Below are 20,075 nucleotides of genomic sequence, written 5' to 3'. Positions count from 1 at the left end.
CTGGTTAAAGGAGAATTACGACTTGTTTACGTGTAGTTGCGAACAGCACACTTTTCAAGTCGTTCGCCGGGCGGCCCGAGGGGCGCGGGAAACGCCAGAGGCACGGAGCTGCGGGCTGCGCGCGGAGGGGCTAGAAACGAGAGCACATAGACGCATTCCGAGGCATGCAACTGAAAAATCGAGGATGATTTACTGAAAATTCGAGCGTGTTTTGCTGAAAAATCGAGGCTGGCCGCCCAGATGCCAGAGACGTGACCGGAGCATGCCCGTTCACGTCCCGACTTGCCCGCCAATGGCCGGCAAGTCAATAAACGCTAGCGCCACAAATCCATGTTCTGCAGGGCATAGAGGGGAATGTTTCGCATCCATGATTCCACGCGCGGCTTCGACATCGAGAATCGCAGGGGGCGCGTCGCGGGGTAGCGCTCTGCGAAGGCGCGCAAGCTCCGCGACCTCAGGTTTTCCTCGGCCTTTACCTCGATGGGATAGACCTCGCCATCGTACTGGACTACAAAGTCGACCTCGCTAGCCGTGTTCTCCGCCGACCAGTAATAGGGCGTGAGCCCGCAGGCCGAAACCAACTGCTGGCACACGTACTGCTCTGTCAAAGCCCCCTTGAACTCGGTGAAAATGGTGCTGCCCTCCAGCACCACCCGTTCCGGGAGGTCAGACAGGGCCCCCAGCAACCCTACGTCTACCAGGAACAGCTTGAACGCCGCTTCCTCGGCATAGGCTGCGAGGGGAATGCCCGGCTTCGCGATCCTCCGCACGGGGATCGCCAGGCCGGCTTGCGCCAGCCAGGTAATGGCGCTGCGATAGTCGCGCGCCCGCGCCCCATCCCTGATCTGCCCGAAGACGAACTTCTTGTTCTCCCTCCCCAGGTGCCGCGGTATGGATCCCCATACCGCAAGGACGCGCTCCACCTCCAGAGGACTGAGGTGCTTGGACATGTCGAGCTGGTAGTCGGAGAGGATCTGGCGCTGCACCTCGCGCGCGGCAGAGAGAGCGCCCTCCCGCGCGAAGGCCTCGACCGCCTCGGGCATGCCTCCGACGAAGTAGTACTGCCGCAAAAGGGGGGCGAGCTTGGACGCAAAGGCTGAAATGCCGGGAACGTCGCCGGACGCCACAAGATCGCGAAGGGCACCGCTTCCCGTTGCGTCGAGAAACTCCCCGAAGCTGAGCGGATAGAGATCGAGCGTGGTGACGTTTCCAACGGGATAGCCGGTTCCCGTATGGATGGTAAGCCCCAGGAGAGAGCCGGCCGCCGCCAGGTGGAGCCCCGGCATGCCCTCATGAAAGTACTTGAGCGAGGTAAGAGCCTTGGGGCATTCCTGGATCTCATCGAAGATGACGAGCGTCTCGCCCTCAATGATGCGCTCGCCGGTTTCCGCCTGAATGCCCACCAGCAGCCGAGGGATATCGTATCCCGCCTCGAACAGCTCCTTCATCGGCGTGTTGTTATCGAAGTTGACGTAGGCGACGTTCTTGAACCGCGTGCGACCAAGCTCCTTGAGCAGCCAAGTTTTGCCTACCTGCCGAGCGCCGTTGACGATAACGGGCTTACGGCGGGGGGACGACCCCCACTTTTCAAGCTCTCGCATGAGATCGCGTTGCATGCGGCCTCCTTTATTGATTCGTTTATCCTTAGGATAATAACCATGGATGGCTATTTTATGTACCTGTTTTCGCCATTTGTGGCGATTTTCCTAAGGATAAACGGGGAATATGAGGCTGAGACGAGGGGGTGTGGGGGTGCCGGAGGCGTCAGGGGTGCAGGGCGGGGAGGGGGCCGACGGTGGTTCGGCGGGAGGCTAGCCCTTGAGGTTGGCGCGGGCGGCTTGGCGGGAGAGGAGGATGGCGGCTGCAGTGAGGAGGAGGGCGAAGGCTAGCTGGACGAGGGGCGCGGCGGGCGCGGATATCGCACCCGCGTCGGCCGCAGCCGCACTGGCGCCCGCGGCGATGCTGGCCGCAGCCGCGGCGGTGCCGGCGGGAGCCGCGGCCACGCCGGCTGCGGCGCTGGCGGCGGCCAGGGTGGCCAGGGCGCCGAGGGCCGCGAGGGCCAGGCCGATGAAGATGGTGGCCATGACGGGGACGGAGCGCTTGACGGGCTCGTACTCGCTCGTCCAGTCGTAGCGCGGCATACGGCCGTTGAGGAACGCGCCCAGCGCGGACGTGAGCAGCGCCGCGGCCACGGGCAGCGCGACCAGGGCCGCCGCCTCCAGCGGGGTCGCGCGCAGGCCGATGGCCGCCAAGGCGCCCGCCAGGGCGACGGCCGGCGCGGCCAGCACCACGTTGGCCAGGATCTTCGCGCCCATGATGGCCGCCGGCGGCTGCGGGGCGGTCTGCATGATCCAGCGCGCATCGCCTTCCAGCGAGAGCGCCGACGCGCTCATGGGCGCCATGGCCGCGCAGAACGCGAGCACCCAGGGGACGAGCGCCATCAGGGCGCCGGCGACCAGCGGCTCCACGTCGGCGGCGGACACGCCGGGCACGTGGACGGCGGCGGCCAGCAGCGCGGTCGCGTCCGGTCCCACGACCAGGAACGCGACGCCCGCCACCAGCGCGAGCACCGGGCCGATGGCCGTGTTCATCAGCCAGACGGGCGTGCTCGCCACCGCACGCAGCTCCTTCTGCACGAGGGCGCGCAAGGGCGAACGCGGGGCCTCGCGGCGGGCGCGGGCCGCGCGGGCGCGGGCGCCGCCGGCCAGCAGCGAGTTGATGGGCACGAGGAAGCGCGCCAGCAGCGCGATGCAGGCGGCCATGGCGCCGAGTGAGAGCGCGGCGAAGGCGGCCAGCGCAGCGGGGCTGCCGGCCACGATGGCCGCAGCCGCCCAGGCCGCCGGCGGCCACAGCGCGGCGGCGGACTCCGACACGAGCGCGCCGATCTGCCCGAGGGCCGCCACGTCCTCGGCCAGGCCGGAGGGCGCGCCCGCGGCGGGCGGCGTGCCGGTCGCGCCGGCGGCTGCGGCGATGGCCACCACCAGGGCCAACGTCGCCACGATGCCGATGACGCCCGCGGCCATGCGCCCGTGGCGCGCCCGCGAGGCCGCGGCCGCCAGCCCGAAGGCCAGCGCCACGGTAAGGGCCATGGGGGCCAGCGGGGCCAGCGCCACCGTCGCCAGCGCGGCCGCCCACGCGCCGGCGCCGAGCCCCAGCGCGGGTAAGGCCGCCGCGAACAGGGGCACCATCAGCAGCGCCGCCCACAGCAGGTTCATGCCGTAGAGCGCCGCCACGCGCGACACCGCCACCTGCCACAGCGGCACGGGTAGCGACATCGTCAGGTCGAAGTCCTTGAAGCCGAACAGCAGGCCGTTGGCCTTGAGGAACGTCACGAGCACCCCGACGAGCGACCCGGCCACCACGGCCAGCACCGGCACCGCCTCGGCCGCGCCCAGCATCACCAGGCCCGCTCCGGTTCCATAGGCGTAGGCGACGGCCAGCACGCCGACCAGCGCAAACACCATGCCCAGGCCGGCCAGGCGCGCCTTGTCGCGCGCCGATCCCGCGTGGATGACGCGGTTCAGCCCGAACATCCCCAGCAGCTGCACCTTCAGCAGCAGTCCCAGCTTACGCATGGCGACCACCCCTCCGGCGCGCGCCCCTCGCCGCCGGCGCCTTCCCTTCCGCAGCGCCTTCCCCCTCCCCTTCCTTCTCTTCTCTTCCCTTTCCGCCTTCCCCCTCACGCGCCAGGTCGAGGAAGACCTCCTCGAGCCCGGCGTCGCCGCAGACCTCGGCGGTGGGGCCGCTGCGCACGATGGCGCCGTCGCGGATGATGGCCACCTCGTCGCAGAGCTTCTCGACCACCTCGAGAACGTGGCTGCTGAAGAAGATGGCCGAGCCGCGGGCCGTGAGGTCGGCCATGATCTGCTTGAGGTTGTAGGACGCCTGCGGGTCGAGGCCGACGAAGGGCTCGTCGAGCACGAGCAGCTTGGGCTCGTGGACGAGCGCGCCCATGAGCACCAGCTTCTGGCGCATGCCGTGGGAGTAGCCGCTGGTCAGTTCGCCCAGGCGGCCGGTCATGCCCAGCAGGTCGCCGTAGCGGCGGATGCGCTCGGCGCGCAGGTCGGCGGGCACCTCGAAGAGGTCGGCCAGGTAGCTGAGGTACTGCGCGCCGGTGAGGAACCCGTAGACGTCGGGGTTGTCGGGAACGTAGGCGGTGAGCTGCTTGCACTCGACGGGGCGGCGGCGCACCGACATGCCGGCGATGCGGATGTCGCCGGCGTCGAAGTCCTGGGCGCCGACGATGGCGCGGATGAGCGTGGTCTTGCCGGCGCCGTTGGGGCCGACGAACCCGAAGATGCGCCGCGGCATGACGGCGAGCGACACGTCGCGCACCGCCGGGCGGCCGCCGTAGCTCTTCGAGAAGCCGCGCACCTCCAGCATCGGGGTGCGGGCGGGTGCGGGTTGGGCGCTTGGGGCGGGGCGGGCGGCTTCCATGGCTTCTCCTTCTTCGCTCTGTGTTTGTTCTAGTTATACTATAACAGATAGAACAAATAACGCAGCGAAGAAAAGTTAGCCATGTGCGCATGTTTCACGTGAAACATTTGTGCGCGTGAAAAAGGCGCCCGGCGGAACCGGGCGCCTTCGGGACGCGGGATAGGGCGCATCGCGCGCGGGCGCACGCACGCGGGGGCGCGACGCGCTAGAGGCCGAGGGCCTTCTTAAGGGCGCTCACGCGGCGGCGGGACACGGGGATCTTCTCCTCAACGCCGTTGAGAGTCAGCAGCAGCGTGCCGCCCGAGACGGACTCGATCTCCTCCACCATGGACAGGTTCACCAGGTAGCCGCGGTGCACGCGGAAGAACCCGTGGCCGTCCAGGCGCTTCTCCAGCTGGGCCAGGCTGACCGTGCTGAAGTAGCGGTCGGCGTCGGTCTGCAGGTAGGCGTAGTCGTCGCGCGCCATGACGAAGCGGATCTTGTCGATGCCGATGAGGATCTTCTTGCCGCCCTTCTCCACCGGGATGCGCTCGGACTTCTGCGCCTGCAGGTGCAGCGCGACCTGCTCGCGCACGCGCGCGATGGCCTGGGCCAGGCGCTCGGTCTCGACGGGCTTCACCAGGTAGTCGATGGCGTTCACCTTGAACGCGTCCAGCGCGTGCTCGCTGTAGGCGGTGACGAACACCACGGCAGGCGGGAACTTCAGGTGGCGCAGCGCCTCGGCCAGCTGCAGGCCGGTGGCCTCCGGCATGTTCACGTCCAGGAACATGACGTCGCAGGGGTACTCCTTGAGCTTCTCGATAGCCTCGCGCACGCTCGCGGCCTCGGCCACCACATCGACCCCGCCGACCTCGTTCAGGAGGAACCGCAGCTCGGAGCGCGCGGGCGCCTCGTCATCTACGATGATCGCTTTCAGCACGGTTGCCTCCAAACTCGAAAAACAGACAGTCATTCCGACCCATTATATAGCACCCTCGAGGGGTTCCCGCGGAAAGCGCCGAATTCTCCGGGGAGTTTCGCCCACGCGAAAACGCGCCCGCTCCAGCCGGGGCGGACGCGCGAAAAAGGCGCAGAAAGCAGCGCCGCGGAATGTTTCACGTGAAACATTCCGCGGGCATGAGGGCAGTTGGGGCGGGTGCTAGAACGTGAGGGCGTTCAGCTTGTCGAGGGCCAGGGCGTATATCTTCATGGCCGTCTTCAGGTCGTCCTCGCTGATGCCCTCGTCAGGGCCGTGCATGCCGCCCACCCAGTCGGGCTGGGTCTGCCACGTGCGCTCGGGGCCGAAGCTGGCGCCGCTCGTGAACTCGCGGGCGTAGGTGCCGCCGCCGATGGTGAAGGGCTTGTGCTCGTCGTCGCCGGTCACCTCGCGGTAGGCGCCCTGGAGCGCCTGGATCTCCGGCGAGTCCGGCTTCACCAGGAACGGATCCATCAGCAGCGTGTTCTCGAACGTCGCGCCGATGGGGTCGGTCAGCATGGTGATGGCCTTCGTGATGCCTTCGGGCGTGATGGACGTGGGCCAGCGGCTGTCCATGGTCTGGACGATGTGGCCGTCCTCCAGCGCGACGGTGCCGCCGATGACGGTCAGCGGCCCGAAGTAGTCGTCCGAGCAGGCGATGCCCACGCCCGAGCCGTCGGTGTGGCTGAGCAGCTTCTGGTCGAATTCCAGGAAGGCGCGCTCGTCGGGGCTGCACAGGTCGTTGGCCAGCAGGTAGTCCACCAGCACGCCGATGGCGTTGACGCCGGTCTCAGGCGTGGCGGCATGCGCGCTCTTGCCCTGGGCGTCGATGCGCACCAGGCCCTCGGCCTCGGGCGTCACCGTGATGCGGTCGGCCGCCGGCAGGCTCGCGGCGTCCGCGCGCACGAGCGCGGTGGCGGTGCCGGGCACGGCGTTGGTGGCCGCGCCACCCGACAGCTCCACGATCAGGCCGCCCTCGATGGGCTTGCTGGTGATGGTGGCGTCGAAGCCGCCCTTCTCGCCGTAGCACACGGGGAACTCGGCGTCCGGCGTGAACAGGAACGCCGGGTCGGCGTAGCGCTCGCGATAGTAGGGCACGTCGTTCATCCCCGTCTCCTCGTTCGCGCCGAACAGGAATCGTATGGTATAGGGGAACGTGACGCCCAGATCCTTCCAGAACTTCATCGCCCACAGCGTCACAACCACCGGGCCCTTGTCGTCCAGCGTGCCGCGGCCCATGAGGTAGCCGTCCTTCAGCGTGACGGTGAAGGGGTCGAAGTGCCAGCCGGGGCCGGCGGGCACCACGTCGACGTGGCCGATGATGCCGATCTGCGTGTCGGAGGCGCCCTTGAAGTCGGCGAAGCCCATGTAGCCGTCGACGTCGGTGGTCGCGAAGCCCATGCGGTCGGCGATGGCGAGGATCTGCGACAGCGCGGCGCGCGGGCCGGGACCGAACGGCGCGTTCGGGGCGGCGTCATCCAGCTCCTCGAAGCTGGGCACCTCCACCATGCGCGCTATGTCGTCGACGATCTCGCCCCAGTGGTCCTCGATGTAGAGGTCGATGGTCTCGTTGAAGGTCTTGTCATCCATGGGTGGCTCCTTCCGCCTTCCGCTTGGAAAGCCCGCGCCGGGGCCGTCGGCCGTCCCCCTCAGGTTCGGCGCGCGCCAACCTCGGCCCTGCGGGCTCGATGGTTACCCGTCATTATCTGGCCGGGCTCGCGCCCCCGATGGCGCCGCCGGCGTTTTGTTGCCCAGCCGTCGTCCCTTCCGCTATACTTTGGCGATGCGCCCGGGTGGCGGAATGGCAGACGCGGCGGTCTCAAAAACCGCTACCGAAAGGTGTGCGGGTTCGAATCCCGCTCCGGGCACCACTTCTTATCGAAACCCCTCCAACAACCAAGGCCCCTCTCGTTTGGAAGCCCCCCTGCGGGATTCGAGCACAACCAAGCTCCCTCGTTCGAAAGCGCCCCTCGGGGCGCTTTTTCGTCGCACCTCGCCATCCGAATGTTTCACGTGAAACATTTCGAGCGCTCCCCCGTTCTCACGAGCCGCACGCGCAGGCGACGCCAAAAGAGAAGGCCCCTTCCGCGGAAGGGGCCTTCGGACTGACGGGCTTGGGTGCGCGTCGCGACTAGATCATCTCGAGGGTGAAGTCCTTGTCGCCGTTGAAGACGGCCAGGGCGTCGGCTACGGACCAGTCGGCCAGGGTGACGGCGCTGATGGCCTTGGTCAGGCGGACGGCCTCGTCCAGCGAGCGCTGGTGGATGTTGCGGCCGGTGGCGTTACCACAGGCGCCGCCGATGTGGATCTGATCGTAGAGCTGGGTGAGGAAGGTCTCGGCGTCGACCGTCGAGCCGCCCGCGCACACCAGGCCGGTGCGGCCGGCCGCCATGGCGGCGACCTTCAAGGCCTCGGCCGGGGTGCGGCCGTCCTCGGGCTTGGGCGGGTTCACCTTCACGAAGTCGGCGCCCAGGCACAGGGCCACGCCGGCGGCGCCGGCGATGAGGTCGGGGTCCTTCTCGGCCGTGACGGCCTTGCCGCGCGGGTAGATCCACAGCACCACCAGCAGGCCGTTGGCGTGGGCCTGGGCGATGAGCTCGCCGGCCTCGGCCATCATGGTGGACTCGTACTCGCTACCCAGGTAGATGGTGTAGCCCAGGCCCACGATGTTCACGCCCGCGTCGCGCATGGCCAGCACGGCGTCCAGGTCGGTCAGCTGCGGGGAGTAGGGGTCGTCCTGCTTGACGCCCACCAGGTTGGTCTTGGAGTTCATCTTGATGAGGTAGTTGATCTCCGGGTAGTCGTTCGCATACTGCGCCACCAGGCCGCGCTGGCCGGCGAGCACGCCGCAGACGCCCTGCTTGCCGATCTGGAACAGGTGCTCCGGCTCGGCGTCGGCGATGTCGATGCCCTCGCCGTAGAAGTCCTTGTTCATGTGCTCGATCTTCTGATCGCAGGCGAACAGCATCAGGCGGCCCGTGCCACGGGTGGCCTTCATATAGTTGTCGACGTAGGTGTCACGCGCATCAGGCATGACGTCGGCGGGAACACGCACCTGGTCAGGGGTGATCTTGGGCATGGCAATCCTCCTTTAAGGATTCTCGGGTGGCGGCGCGGGCCGCCCTCGGTCAGGCGCTCGCGGCGCCCCGGTCAGGCGCGGGTCGCGCGCCTTGCAGCGCGTCTATTGTAGCGAAAGCCGCCCAGCCGCCGGCGCCGGTTCAGAGAAAATCTACCGGCGCGCTTCCCTTCCCTCCCCTATTTCTTGGAGGTGTGCTTCTCCAGCGCCTTCATGATGCGGTCGTAGAAGACGATGCCGAGCACGGCGATGGCGGCGGCTACCAGGAAGATGACGATGCTCTCGCCGATGCGGCCCTCCACCAGGCCCGACGCGGCGTAAGTCGACACGATGATGCCGGGGATGCGCGCCACGTTGGACGCGATGAGGAACGTCTTGAGCGGCATGGACGTGAGCGGCACCAGGTAGGTGAACACGTCCTTGGGCATGCCGGGGATCAGGAACAGGACGAACACGACCGTGGTCAGCTTGCCGGACTGCTCGAACGCCTCGAACTTGCCCATGTACTTGGCGGGCACCATCGCGCGCACGAACGGCGCGCCCAGCTTGTTGACCAGCAGGAAGACGAATGCGCTCGATATGACGCAGCCCAGCCAGATGATGAACGCGCCCAGCCACGGCCCGTAGATCATGCCGGCCGCCACCTGCACCACCTCGCCGGGGATGAAGGCGACCACTATCTGGAGGAACTGGATGGCGAGCACCAGCAGAAAGCCCACGGGGCCGGCCTCGCGGATGTCGTGGAGCATGCGCTCCAGGCCGCCGGGCTCGAACAGGCCGCCGATGTAGGGCCATATGAGCACCACGATGACGACCATGATGGCGAAGAACGCGATGAGCCCCGCGAACTTGAAGATGTTAGCGGTGTCCATGGTGTGGCCGTGGACGGTGGCGGGCTCGTGGGCCTTCTCGCGCAGGGTGTCTAGGCGAGCGGGCTTGTCGGTCTGCTTGTCTTTGGTCATTTGCGGGCCTTGTCGTATTCTTCCTTGAACGCGTCGAACATGCCGCCGGCCTTCTTGAGATGCGAGCCCACGGCACGGGCCGCCCCCTCGGCGGCGCTGGGCGCCGGCTTGGCGACGGACCGGGTCGCGCCGGCCGCGGCGTGCGGCGCGGCGTCCGGGTCGTCCACCTCGGACGCGTCGACGACGTTGCCGTGCTCGTCGACGTAGACGACCTCCACGTCATCTTCGTCTATCACGTTGCCGTCTTCATCCACATACACGTATTCTACATCATCATTAAGGGAATCTTCAAGATTGGCGGCACCGGACGCGAGGGCGCCTGCGGCGGCCGCGTCCGCGTCGTCCTTGCCGGACGCCTTGTCGTACTCCTCCTTGAAGCCCGAGAACATGCCCTTCGCGCGGCTGATCTGGCGACCGGTGGCGTAGGCGCCCTTGTTCACGGCGGCGCCGGCCGCGGCGGCGGCCTCGCTCACCACGGGCTTGGCGGCGTCGATGGCGCCCTGGGCCTTGTCGGCCACCACGGCCGTGGCCTCGCCGGCCTTCTCGGCCAGGCCGCCCTCGGCCGCGATCTGCTTCACGGCGTCGTCCACCAGGATGGCGCCGCGGACGGTCTCCTCCTCGGTGTCGGCCAGGTTGAGGGCCGCGCCCATGCCGTAGCGGAAGCCGCGGATGAGCTCGGCCGGCACCTGGCGGCGGCCCAGCAGCGTGTTGGCTGCGGCGCCGGCGGTTACCTCCAGCGTGCGCACCGCGCCGGTCTCCGCGTCGAAGACGACGTCTCCCACCAGGCCGAACTCCGTGCCGTCCTGGCACATGACGGGCAGCCCCACCCACAGCACGCACTCGTCCCAGCTGATGCCCAGGGCCTTGCAGGCATCCTTGTCGGTGGCGGCGGGGTCGTCGCGCACGACGATGCGCCCGTCCACGAAGTCGTAGCCGTCGTAGGCCACGAACACGTCCTTGCGGTGGAACATGAGCGCCGCGTCGGGACGCTTCACCAGAAAGCCGACGCAGCGCTTCTCCTTGGGGTGGAACACGCAGGCGCGCACCTTCCCCAGGCGGCGCGTGGCCTCCGGATCCTTCTTGCTCTTCTTGGCCGTCAGCACGCGCAGGCCCGTGAGCTCCTTGGTGCTGATCAGGTGGTCAGCCATGGGTCCCCCTGGTTCTGGTCGGGCGCGGCCGCGCGAAGCCGGACGCCGGCGGGGCGCCGCGGGCTCTCACGGGGGCCGCTAACAGGAAGGCGGCCGGGCGTGCCCTCGGGCTTCCCGGCCGCCTCTCGTTGCGGTAGGCGGGGCGTCATGCCCCGGTCGACGCGCGGCGCCTACTGGGCGTCGGCGGCCGCGTCCTTCGCGGCGTCGGCCACCTGGGCCGCGGTATCCTGCACCGCGTCAGCGGCCTGGTCGATGGCGCTCTCGGCCTTCTCGGCGGCCACGGGGATCTCGGCGGCCACGGTGGCGGAGGTCTCCTCGGCGTTCTTGGCGACCTGGGCGGCGATGCGCTGGCGCGCGGCGTCGATCTTCTCGCGCAGCTCGTCGTTCTTCTCGGAGAAGACGGGCTTCATGTTGCCGGCGGCCTCCTGCACCTTGGCGCTGGCGGCCTCGTAGACGTTCTGGCCCTTGGTGGCGACCTCGTTGGCGATGGCCTGGCTCTTCTCGGCCACGTCGTTGGCGATGGCCTGGCCCTTGGCCGTCACGTCGGCGACGACCTCCTGGCCCTTGGCCGCAGCCTGCTGATAGGCCTGCTGGGCGTTGGCGCCGGCCTGGGTGCCCCATTCCTGGGCCTCGCCCCAGACGGTGTTGGCCTTGTCGGCCACCATGGCGCGGGTCTCCTCGCCGGAACGGGGGGCGCACAGCAGGGCGGCGATGGCGCCCACCAGGCCGCCAAAGACGAACACTCCGAACTTATTGGCCATAACTGCCTCCTAAATCGTGCTGATCGGTTCGCTCATTATAGGCCCAGCTACCTGCGCACCTTCCAGAAAACACGATGGTTCTACGTTTGGTTGCCCATTCGTCACCGCCTACGTGTATATGAGCGGAAAGGTAAGTAAATGTTTCACGTGAAACATTACGGGGAAGGACGGAAAAGAAAGAAGCGGGGCGCTTGGGGCGCCCCGCTTCGGCTGGCTTCTAGAAGGCGGTGCGGCCCTCGGCGGCGGTCACCAGGGCGTCGACCACGCCGGGCAGCGTGAGGCCGGCGGCGCGCAGGGCCATGGGGAACAGAGAGTGGTCGGTCATGCCGGGCGACACATCCAACTCGAAGCAGCGCGCCTGGCTACCGTCCCAGATCATGTCGACGCGTCCCAGGTCGCGCACGCCGTAGGCACGGTAGACCTCCAGCGCGGCGCGCTCGATCTCGGCGCGGATGGCCTGGGCCGTCGCCTCGTCGGGCGACAGCGACTCCATGCGCACGGGGCAGAAGAAGTCGACGCGGTCGTCGTGCATGCGCGCCTCGGCGTCGAAGAAGCCCTCGCGCGCGACGATCTCCACCGGCGGCAGCGCGTGGGCGTCCCACCCGGTGCCGAGGATGGCGACGGACAGCTCCACGCCCTCGACCCACTGCTCGATGTTGACGGCGTCGTCGTAGGACAGCGCGTCAAGCACCGCCTCGCCCAGCTCGTCTTGGCTGTCGACCCGGTGCACGCCGAGGGCCGAGCCGCCGTGGGCCGGCTTCACGCACACGGGGTAGCCGCCGATGACGCGCTCCCCCACCAGGTCGAGCGCCGTGGCGGCGCCCATCGACTTGAAGGCGTCGCGCGCGATGTAGACGCCCTGGGGCCAGCTGGCCACGGCATCCTCGCCGGTGTTGTCGCGGTACTTCGCCAGCGACGAGTGCAGCGAGTCCTTGTTCCACGTGCGGTGGCACACGCTCGCCGGCGAGCCGACGAAGGGCAGGCCCAGAAACTCCAGCAGGCTCTGGATGGTGCCGTCCTCGCCGTGCTTGCCGTGCAGGGCGTTGTACACCACGTCCGGGCGCTCGCTGCGCAGGGTGGGCACCAGCGCGTCGTTGGTGTCCAGCGGCACCACCTTGTGGCCCGCCTCCTCCAGCGCCGCGCACACGTTCTTCCCGCTGGCCAGCGAGAACTCGCGCTCGAAGGAGCTGCCTCCCATCAGAACGGCTACTTTCACTTCCTGCCTCCTGTTCCTAAACCTCGGAAAAGCGAACCCGTGCTGCAAATTCGCACGGTTTTGCACCCGAGTTCCCTTCCATCAAGGGGGACGCTCGCCCCCTCCCTGCCGCCGACCTGCGGGTTCTTCGCCGCGAGGCCGCTGGCCCTCATCATCTCGACTGATCGACCGGTGCAGAACCGTCCGAATTTGCGCAAGCCGTCGCATTTTCCGAGGCCTCAGCCTCCTCAGGGGCCTTGATGGCGCCCGCGGCGATGAATACGCGGTAGAGCTCCAGGCGCTCCTCGATCACCTTCGCCAGGCGCCGCACGGCCTCCACGATGTTCTCGGGCGTCTCATAGCTGAAGTTGATGCGCATGCAGTTTCGGCCGGTCACGCCGTCGGGGTAGAAGCTGTCGCCCGGCACGTAGGTGACGCCGGCGTCCAGCGCGGCGCCCAGCATCGAGCCGGTGTCGACGTAGTCGGGCAGCGTGACCCATACGAACAGGCCGCCCTCCGGATGCGTCCAGCGCGCCTCGGGCGGGAAGAACTCGTCCAGCGCGCCCAGCATGGCGTCGCGGCGCTCGCGATAGACGCTGAGGAACCGCTGCAGCGTGCGCTCCCAGGGCGTGTCGGTGAAGTAGTGCTCCACCACGATCTGGTCGAACGAGCTGCCGCACAGGTCGGTGCCCTGCTTCGCCAGGTTGATGCGGGCCAGCACGTCCTTGGGCGCCACGATCCAGCCGGTGCGCAGACCCGGCGCGAAGATCTTGGATATGGTGCCCAGGTAGACCACGCGCGCGTCGAGCGCCTTGAGCGGGATCATGTGGCCGCCGTCGTAGCGCAGGCGCCCGTAGGGGTCGTCCTCCACCACCATGAAGCCGTACTCGTGGGACAGCTCTAGCAGGCGCTTGCGGCGCTCGGGCACCATGGTGACGCCGCCGGGGTTCTGGAAGTTGGGGATGACGTAGCAGAACTTGAGGCGCGGGTTGCCCTTGCCGATGCGCTCGAGCTCGGCCTCGAGCAGATCCATGCGCATGCCCTCGTCGTCGAAGGGGATGCAGCGCACGTCGGGCTCATAGGCGCTGAAGGCCTGGAGCGCGCCCAGGTAGGTGGGGCCCTCGGCCAGGACGATGTCGCCCGGGTCGATAAAGGTCTTGGCGATGAGGTCGAGCGCCGACTGGGCGCCCGTGGTGAGCATCACCTCGTCGGGCTTGCAGCGCACGCCCAGGTCGCGCATGAGGCCGCAGACCACCTGGCGCGTCTCGAGCCGCCCGTCGGTGCCGCCGTACTGCAGGGCCACGGCGCGCTCGTCCTCGATGGCGGCGCGGGTGGCGTCGCGGATGGACTCCTCCGGCAGCAGCGACACGTCGGGCATGCCGCCCGACAGCGAGATGATGTCAGGGCGCACGGCCGCCGCGAACAGGCTGCGCACGGCGCTCGGGCGCATCTTCCGGATGCGGCCGGCTATCTTGTCACCGGTCTGGTCGAATGTGATGTGTGCTGATGGCATGGCGCGCGCATTCCCTCCCTTCGTCGTTGAGGAACGCCGCGGCACGGCGGAGGGCCCGCAGCGCCACGATGTCGTCGGTATAGGTTACCTCAACGCGGGCCAGGCCCTCGTCCTCGTTGAGCCATTCGGTCGTACCTACATGGGCTGCGCACGCCGGGGTGGCCTCGTCGCGCAGCATGAGGCTGATGACGAGGTGCTCCAGAAGGTGGGGAAGCGGCGTGTCGGCCATGACGGCGGCGAAGGTGGGGCCGGCCTCGTTCACGCAGGTGTGGTGGGGAAGGTCGGGGAAGGCGGCGCGGGCGCGCTCGGCCAGGGCCGCGTCGGTGCGCCGCGGGGCGCCGGGGGCCACGCGCACGAGCGCCGAGAGCCGATCGGGGCGCACCGTCACGCGCTCGACGGCGATGCGGGGGCGCGCAGCGGGGGCGTCGGCGGGCGCCGGGGGCGCCGGCGCGAGGGCGTCCGGACGGGGCGGGGGCGCCTCGCCGGCGATGCGGGGGCGCGGCGTCACGGGCGTCACGCCGCGCCGGGGCCGGCGGCGTCCACGGCGTTGCCGCCGGGCTCGAGGGGCTTGTCCGGGTCGTAGACGGGGTCGTCGGCGGGCGCGGAGGCGGCATCGCCGTCGGCACCGGCGGCATCGCCCTGCGCGGGGGCGCCGTCATCGGGCGCGGCGCCGGCGTCCGGAGCGGGGGCCGCGGCGTCCTGCGCCTGGCCGGCTAGCAGGCCGCCCTCGGCCTCGGCCTGCGCCTGGGCGTCGGCGGCCCGACGCGCCTGCTCGTCGCGGATGGCCTGGCGCACCGTCGCCGAGGTGCGCGACAGCAGCGTGACGTTCTTGCCCGACGCGGGGGGCAGCGCCTCGCCGCGGAGCTGGGCCAGCAGCGCCTCGACCGTCCAGCCGAAGTCCGAGGTCAGCGTGTCCCACCAGGTGAAGTCGCCGTCGATGATGGCGACCGTGCTGCGGTCGAGCGAGAAGCGGTAGTGCCCGCTGCCGTCCAGCTTGGAGAAGCTGAACGCGATGGTCTTCGACTCGGGGTCGAGCTCGTAGCGGTAGGACACCTCGTCGGTGAGCACGATGTCGTCGGCGGTGACGGTGATGGGCGCGTCGGTGCCGTTGACGTACCACGTGCCCTGGATGTCGGCCGCGTCGTTGCCGCCCAGCCAGCGGAAGCACGAGAACGCCGCCGCGACGCCGACCAGCACGACGGCTACCGCGATCAGCACGATGCGCGCGACCAGCCAGCGGCGGGCGCGCACCTGGCGGCGGGCCTCGGCCCGGGCGTCCTCGGCGGCGCGGCTGCGGCGGGCGCCCTCGGCGCCGGCGCGCTGGCCGCCCCGGGCCGCCCGGCGGCGGGCGGCGTCCAGACCCGCACGACCCTGGCCGTCCCCGTCGCCTGCGCCCGCGCTCGCGCCGCCGCGGGCCTGGGTGCCGCGGCGCGCGTGGGACGTCTGGGCCTCGGCCGGGTCGATCTCGCGGCCGTCGACCGTGGGGAACTGGCCCGTGGCTTCCTTGATGTGCTCCTCGAAGGTGCGCGGCGCGGTCTCGGGGATGGGGCCGGTCGAGCCGCTGCGCTGCGCGGCCCGCGCGCCTCGCCCGTCCGCCGGCGGCGCGCTGACGCCGCGGCCTCCCCGCCCGGGGCCCCCGCGCCCGGCCACGGCCTGCTCGGCGCGGCCACGCGCATCGTCGGCCCCCAGGACGCCCTTCGCGTCCGCGATGATGTCAGCGGGAGTCGGGCCCCCCATCGGGTCGAGGGGCGAGCGGTCGTCTTCGGTTCTCATGGCTTCGTCTGCTTCGGCGTCGTGCTGGCTCGTGGCGGGGCGGCGCGGCCCCGGCGCGCGCTAGGCGGTGACGACGGCTTCCGGCTCGATGACGGTCACGCCGCCCATGTAGGGCACCAGCGCGTCGGGCACGCGGATGGTGCCGTCAGGCTGCTGGTAGTTCTCGATGACCGCGGCCATGGTGCGGCCCACGGCCAGGCCCGAGCCGTTGAGCGTGTACAGGTAGCGCGAGCCCTTGAAGCTGTCGGGGTCGCGGTACTTGATGTTGGCGCGGCGCGCCTGGAAGTCGGTGCAGCACGAGCAGGAGCTGATCTCCTTGTAGTCGTTGTAGCAGGGCAGCCAGACCTCCAGGTCGTAGGTCTTGGCGGACGAGAACCCGATGTCGCCGGTGCACAGGCTGATGACGCGGTAGGGCAGCTCCAGCTTCTGCAGGATGTTCTCGGCGTCCTCGACCATCGCCTCCAGCTCGGCGAAGCCGGTCTCGGGGGTGGCGTACTTCACCATCTCCACCTTGGAGAACTGGTGCACGCGGATGATGCCGCGGGTGTCGCGGCCGGCGCTGCCCGCCTCCTCGCGGAAGCAAGGGGTGAAGGCGCAGTACTTGAGCGGCAGCTGGCTGGCGTCGAGCACCTCGCCGGCGTGCAGGTTAGTCAGCTGCACCTCGGCCGTGGGGATGAGGTACAGGCCGCCCGTCGTCTTGAACAGGTCGCCCTCGAATTTGGGCAGCTGGGCGGTGCCGGTGAGCGTGGCGGCGTTGGCCAGCGCGGGCACCCACCACTCCTTGTAGCCGCGGGCCACGTGCTGGTCGAGCATGAAGCTGATGAGCGCGCGCTCCAGGCGGGCGCCCAGGCCGCCCAGCACGTAGAAGCGGCTCTCGGCCAGCTTGACGCCGCGGTCGAAGTCGATGATGTCGAGCTCGGGGCCCAGGTCCCAGTGGGCCTTGGGCTCGAAGCCCTCGGCGGCGAAGTCGCGCGGGGTGCCCCAGCGGCGCACCTCGGGGTTGTCGTTCTCGTCGGCGCCGACGGGCGTGGTGGCGTCGGGCATGTTGGGGACGGACATCAGCATGGCGCGCAGCTCGCCGTCGACGGCCTCGCGGCGGGCGCTCACGCCCGACAGCTCGTCGTTGATGGCGCGCACGCGCTCCTTGACGGCCTCGGCCTCGTCCTTCTGGCCGGCGCCCATCATCTTGCCGATCTCCTTGGACAGCGTGTTACGTTCGGCCTGGAGCGCCTCTTCCTGCTGGATGGCCTCGCGGCGCGACTCGTCAAGCTCGGAGAAGCGGGCCGCGTCCCACGAGGCGTTGCGGTTCTCCATGGCCTCGCGCACGGCGTCCTGGTTTTCGCGGACGAACTTGATGTCTAGCATTGAAGGGCTCCTTCTGTTCCAACATTGCTCCAAGGGTGACAAGTATAGCGCACCGCGCGCGACCGTCCGAAGAAGCAGGCGAGCGTGCCGGCGTTTCCGCCGCCGGCGCGCCTCCCACGCGGAAAGCGGGACAACATCCTACGTCCCCGTTGTCCGCGCGCTCCCTAGGGACGGGCGCGGAGCTCGCGGGCCAGGGTCGTCAGGACCTCGGCCATGTTGATGGGCTTGGACAGGTGCGCGTTCATGCCGCTCTTGAGCGAGGCCAGCACGTCGTCGGCGAAGGCGTTGGCCGACATCGCGATGATGGGCACGCTCGACGCGTCCGGCCGATCCATGGCGCGGATGGCGGCCGTGGCCTCCAGGCCGGTCTTGCGCGGCATCCGCACGTCCATGAGCACCACGTCGTAGTAGCCGGGAGCCGACGCGGCGAACAGGTCGCAGGCCACCTGCCCGTCCTCGGCCCAGTCCACCGTCATGCCCTCCTCGGACAGGAGCTCGGAGGCTATCTCGGCGTTGAGGTCGCCGTCCTCGGCCAGCAGCACGCGCACGCCGTGGAAGTCGTAGGGCTCGGCGTCGGCATCCACGGCCGGGTGCGCGGAACGCGCCATGATGGCGGCCGCCCCATCGGCGTCCCCGTCGGCCGGCGCCGCGCCCGCGGCGGCACGCCCGTCCGCGGCGGCGCCCTCCCGCCCGGCGGCGCCCGTGTCCGCGTCCGCGCCGGGCGCCGGGGCCGCGCCCGCGAAACCCCCGCCCCACACGACGCCGTCCTCGCCGACGACGCCCCCGCTGGCCAGCGCCTCCTCGCCCTCCGGCGACAGCATCTTCTTGTTCACGACGACGGTGTAGGTCGTTCCCTTCCCCACCTCCGTCTCGACGTGGATGTCGCCGCCCATGGAGTTCACGATGTGCTTGACGATGGGCATGCCCAGGCCCGTGCCCTCCGACCGCGAGCGGCCCTCCATCACGAACGGCTCGAACAGGTGCTCCACGAACTCGGGCGTCATGCCGATGCCGTTGTCCGACACCACGAAGGTCAGGCTCTCGTAGCCGGCGGCCAGGCTGGGCTCCACCTTCACCTCCAGCGAGACGCGGCCGCCCTCGTCGGTGTACTTCACCGCGTTGGTCAGCAGGTTCACCAGCAGCTGGCGCATGCGCACGGCGTCGCCCAGGAACAGCGCGTCGACCGGGCCCTCGGTGCGGCGGACGTATTCCTGGTGCTTCTCGGCGCACTGCGGCTCGATCACGTCGTCGATGGACTGCAGCAGCCGGGCCAGGTTGAAGGGCCCGTCGCTGAAGTTCACCTTCCCGCTCTCTATCTTGGAAATGTCCAGCACGCCGTTGATGAGCTCGAGCAGGTGGTCGGAGGCGTGCTCGATGTCGTCGAGGCTGCGGGCCATGCGCGCCGGGTCGTCGCGGTACTTGCGCGCCAGGTGCAGCTTGCCGATGATGACGTTCATGGGGGTGCGGATCTCGTGGCTCATGCGCGAGAGGAACTCGGACTTCGCGCGGTTGGCGGCCTCGGCCGACTCCATGGCCTCGCGCATCGACAGCTGGATGAGGCTCGCCTCGGTCACGTCGCGTATGATGACCAGCACCTGCTGCTTGTTCTCGTAGCGCAGGGGGCGCACGGTGTATTCCACGTAGCGGGTGCGGGTGCTCGTCGGGCTCATGAAGAAGAACTCGCCGCGCTCGAAGAAGCGCACCTCGTCGGCCTGGATGCGCCGCAGCAGCGCGCAGCCCTGCTCGGACATGCCCATCTCCTGGGCCTTCTGGGGATCGCTGATCAGCTCGCCGAAGCTCACGCCGAAGATGTTGGCGCTCTTGGCCACGATGGGCGACACCTCGCCGTCGGAGGGCGAGTACAGCATGACGCCGAAGTCCAGGCTGTCGGAGAGCGCCTGGTAGAGGTGGCGCTTCATCTCCACGTCGCGCTCGCGCACCTGGCGGCGGTAGAGCACCATGGCCACGCCCGCGCCCAGCAGCACGCAGGCGCCGCTCAGGGCGAACACCACGGGGAAGACGGCCGACACGACGCTGGCCTCGGCGCGCACGGCTTCCACCGAGATGACGTTGCACACGTACCACGACCCGCGCCCAGTCGGCGACACGCACAGGTACGACTCGCGGCCGGCGACGTTGCCCACCGCGAGCGCCGAGGTTCCGTTCTCCACGGCGGCGCGCAGGGCGGCCAGCTCCTCGGCGGGGGCCTGCGAGTTCTGCCCCGGCACGGACGCGGAGGAGCGCAGGGCCCGCTCGATGAACGCGTAGACGGACGTGCCCTCGTCGGCCGTGGTGCCGTCGCCGAAGTTCAGCAGCACCTCGCCGGTGCGGCCGTCGAACAGCAGCGTGTCGCCGATGACGCCCTTGGTCACGGCGGCCGTGTCGGTGGAGAACACCCCCATGGGGATGGTCACGTACAGGGCGCCCACCTGGGCGTCGCCGATGTAGAGCGGCTCCTGGGCCAGGCGCGCGTAGGCGCCCTCGGCGTCCACGAAGCTCTCAGAGTAGCTGGGCGCGGCGCGCGAGATGGCCGTCTCGGGCACCTCGAGGTCGGCCACGTCGAAGGGGCCGCCCGCGGCGGTGATGCCCCGGCCGTCCATGCGCGCGAAGGCCACCTCGGCGAACCCGAAGCGGTTCCTGAGCTCCGCGAGGGCCGGCCGCACGAGGGCCGGGTCGTCGCTTTGCACGGTGAAGGCGCCGATGGCGTCCTGGATGTCCTCGGCCTTCTCGCCGACGAAGGAGCCGACCTGCTCGGTGAAGGTGGTGGCCTGCTGCTCGCCGTTCTGGCGCAGCTTGTCGTCGATGTAGCCGGAGAGGGAGCCGAGCGCGACGGCGAGCAGAACCAGCATGGCCACCCCACCGTATATGAAGGCGCTTCCCTTCCCCTTTA

At 69.4% G+C, this 20,075-nt stretch carries 15 protein-coding genes and 1 tRNA gene; 1 reads left to right on the top strand and 15 read right to left on the bottom strand.

The genetic code is table 11. The annotated features are described in order from the left end of the window. Positions 1–314 precede the first annotated feature (314 nt). From LPT13_RS01280 to LPT13_RS01260, 5 genes are all read right to left on the bottom strand, one after another. Positions 315–1,616 (bottom strand): ATP-binding protein, encoded by a 1,302-nt coding sequence (locus LPT13_RS01280; protein WP_242162721.1) that lies wholly within the window; start codon positions 1,614–1,616, stop codon positions 315–317. A gap of 195 nt (positions 1,617–1,811) precedes the next feature. Next, on the bottom strand, positions 1,812–3,575 hold the full coding sequence (locus tag LPT13_RS01275; RefSeq protein ID WP_242162719.1) for a hypothetical protein: 1,764 nt from the start codon (positions 3,573–3,575) through the stop codon (positions 1,812–1,814). Continuing rightward, positions 3,568–4,437 (bottom strand): ABC transporter ATP-binding protein, encoded by an 870-nt coding sequence (locus LPT13_RS01270; protein WP_242162717.1) that lies wholly within the window; start codon positions 4,435–4,437, stop codon positions 3,568–3,570. Before LPT13_RS01270 ends, LPT13_RS01275 begins: the two co-directional genes overlap by 8 nt. A 205-nt stretch (positions 4,438–4,642) precedes the next feature. After that, positions 4,643–5,356: a LytTR family transcriptional regulator DNA-binding domain-containing protein gene (locus LPT13_RS01265; protein WP_160709638.1), complete on the bottom strand. Its 714-nt coding sequence runs from the start codon at positions 5,354–5,356 to the stop codon at positions 4,643–4,645. 219 nt (positions 5,357–5,575) lie between these two features. Then, positions 5,576–6,982 (bottom strand): Sapep family Mn(2+)-dependent dipeptidase, encoded by a 1,407-nt coding sequence (locus LPT13_RS01260; RefSeq protein ID WP_242162714.1) that lies wholly within the window; start codon positions 6,980–6,982, stop codon positions 5,576–5,578. A gap of 197 nt (positions 6,983–7,179) precedes the next feature. Between LPT13_RS01260 and LPT13_RS01255 the strand changes: the two genes are divergently transcribed. After that, a tRNA-Leu gene (locus LPT13_RS01255) sits at positions 7,180–7,263 on the top strand. Positions 7,264–7,523: 260 nt separating this feature from the next. On the opposite strand, the gene LPT13_RS01250 is transcribed toward LPT13_RS01255, so the two are convergent. The 10 genes from LPT13_RS01250 to LPT13_RS01205 form a co-directional block, all read right to left on the bottom strand. Next, a complete protein-coding gene (locus tag LPT13_RS01250) occupies positions 7,524–8,471 on the bottom strand; it encodes a beta/alpha barrel domain-containing protein (RefSeq protein ID WP_242162713.1) in 948 nt (315 codons plus the stop codon). 176 nt (positions 8,472–8,647) lie between these two features. Next, on the bottom strand, positions 8,648–9,430 hold the full coding sequence (locus tag LPT13_RS01245) for a TVP38/TMEM64 family protein (protein WP_242162711.1): 783 nt from the start codon (positions 9,428–9,430) through the stop codon (positions 8,648–8,650). Beyond that, positions 9,427–10,578, bottom strand: a complete 1,152-nt coding sequence (locus LPT13_RS01240; protein WP_242162709.1) for a PRC-barrel domain-containing protein — start codon at positions 10,576–10,578, stop codon at positions 9,427–9,429. The genes LPT13_RS01245 and LPT13_RS01240 overlap by 4 nt, the downstream gene beginning before the upstream one ends. 170 nt (positions 10,579–10,748) lie before the next feature. Next, positions 10,749–11,339, bottom strand: coding sequence for a YtxH domain-containing protein (locus LPT13_RS01235; protein WP_242162708.1), 591 nt, complete (start codon positions 11,337–11,339; stop codon positions 10,749–10,751). A gap of 217 nt (positions 11,340–11,556) precedes the next feature. Then, entirely contained in the window at positions 11,557–12,555 is a 999-nt protein-coding gene (locus LPT13_RS01230; protein WP_242162706.1) for a D-alanine--D-alanine ligase family protein, read from the bottom strand. A gap of 151 nt (positions 12,556–12,706) precedes the next feature. Beyond that, positions 12,707–14,047 carry an aminotransferase-like domain-containing protein gene (locus LPT13_RS01225; protein ID WP_242162703.1) on the bottom strand — a complete coding sequence of 447 codons (1,341 nt, stop codon included), beginning with the start codon at positions 14,045–14,047 and terminating at the stop codon, positions 12,707–12,709. Next, the gene (locus LPT13_RS01220; RefSeq protein WP_242162701.1) at positions 14,010–14,555 is read right to left on the bottom strand and encodes a cyanophycin synthetase family protein; all 546 of its coding nucleotides are present in this window, start codon (positions 14,553–14,555) and stop codon (positions 14,010–14,012) included. Before LPT13_RS01220 ends, LPT13_RS01225 begins: the two co-directional genes overlap by 38 nt. Before the next feature lie 5 nt (positions 14,556–14,560). Further along, positions 14,561–15,820 carry a hypothetical protein gene (locus LPT13_RS01215; protein WP_242162699.1) on the bottom strand — a complete coding sequence of 420 codons (1,260 nt, stop codon included), beginning with the start codon at positions 15,818–15,820 and terminating at the stop codon, positions 14,561–14,563. A gap of 60 nt (positions 15,821–15,880) precedes the next feature. Continuing rightward, on the bottom strand, positions 15,881–17,185 hold the full coding sequence (gene serS / locus LPT13_RS01210; protein ID WP_242162697.1) for a serine--tRNA ligase: 1,305 nt from the start codon (positions 17,183–17,185) through the stop codon (positions 15,881–15,883). A 164-nt stretch (positions 17,186–17,349) separates the two neighbouring features. Next, the gene (locus LPT13_RS01205; RefSeq protein WP_242162695.1) at positions 17,350–20,034 is read right to left on the bottom strand and encodes an ATP-binding response regulator; all 2,685 of its coding nucleotides are present in this window, start codon (positions 20,032–20,034) and stop codon (positions 17,350–17,352) included. Between the last annotated feature and the right edge of the window lie 41 nt (positions 20,035–20,075).

This window comes from Adlercreutzia faecimuris (assembly GCF_022669055.1).
Taxonomy (GTDB): domain Bacteria; phylum Actinomycetota; class Coriobacteriia; order Coriobacteriales; family Eggerthellaceae; genus Enterorhabdus; species Enterorhabdus faecimuris.
This window is presented reverse-complemented; position numbering and strand designations above follow the sequence as displayed.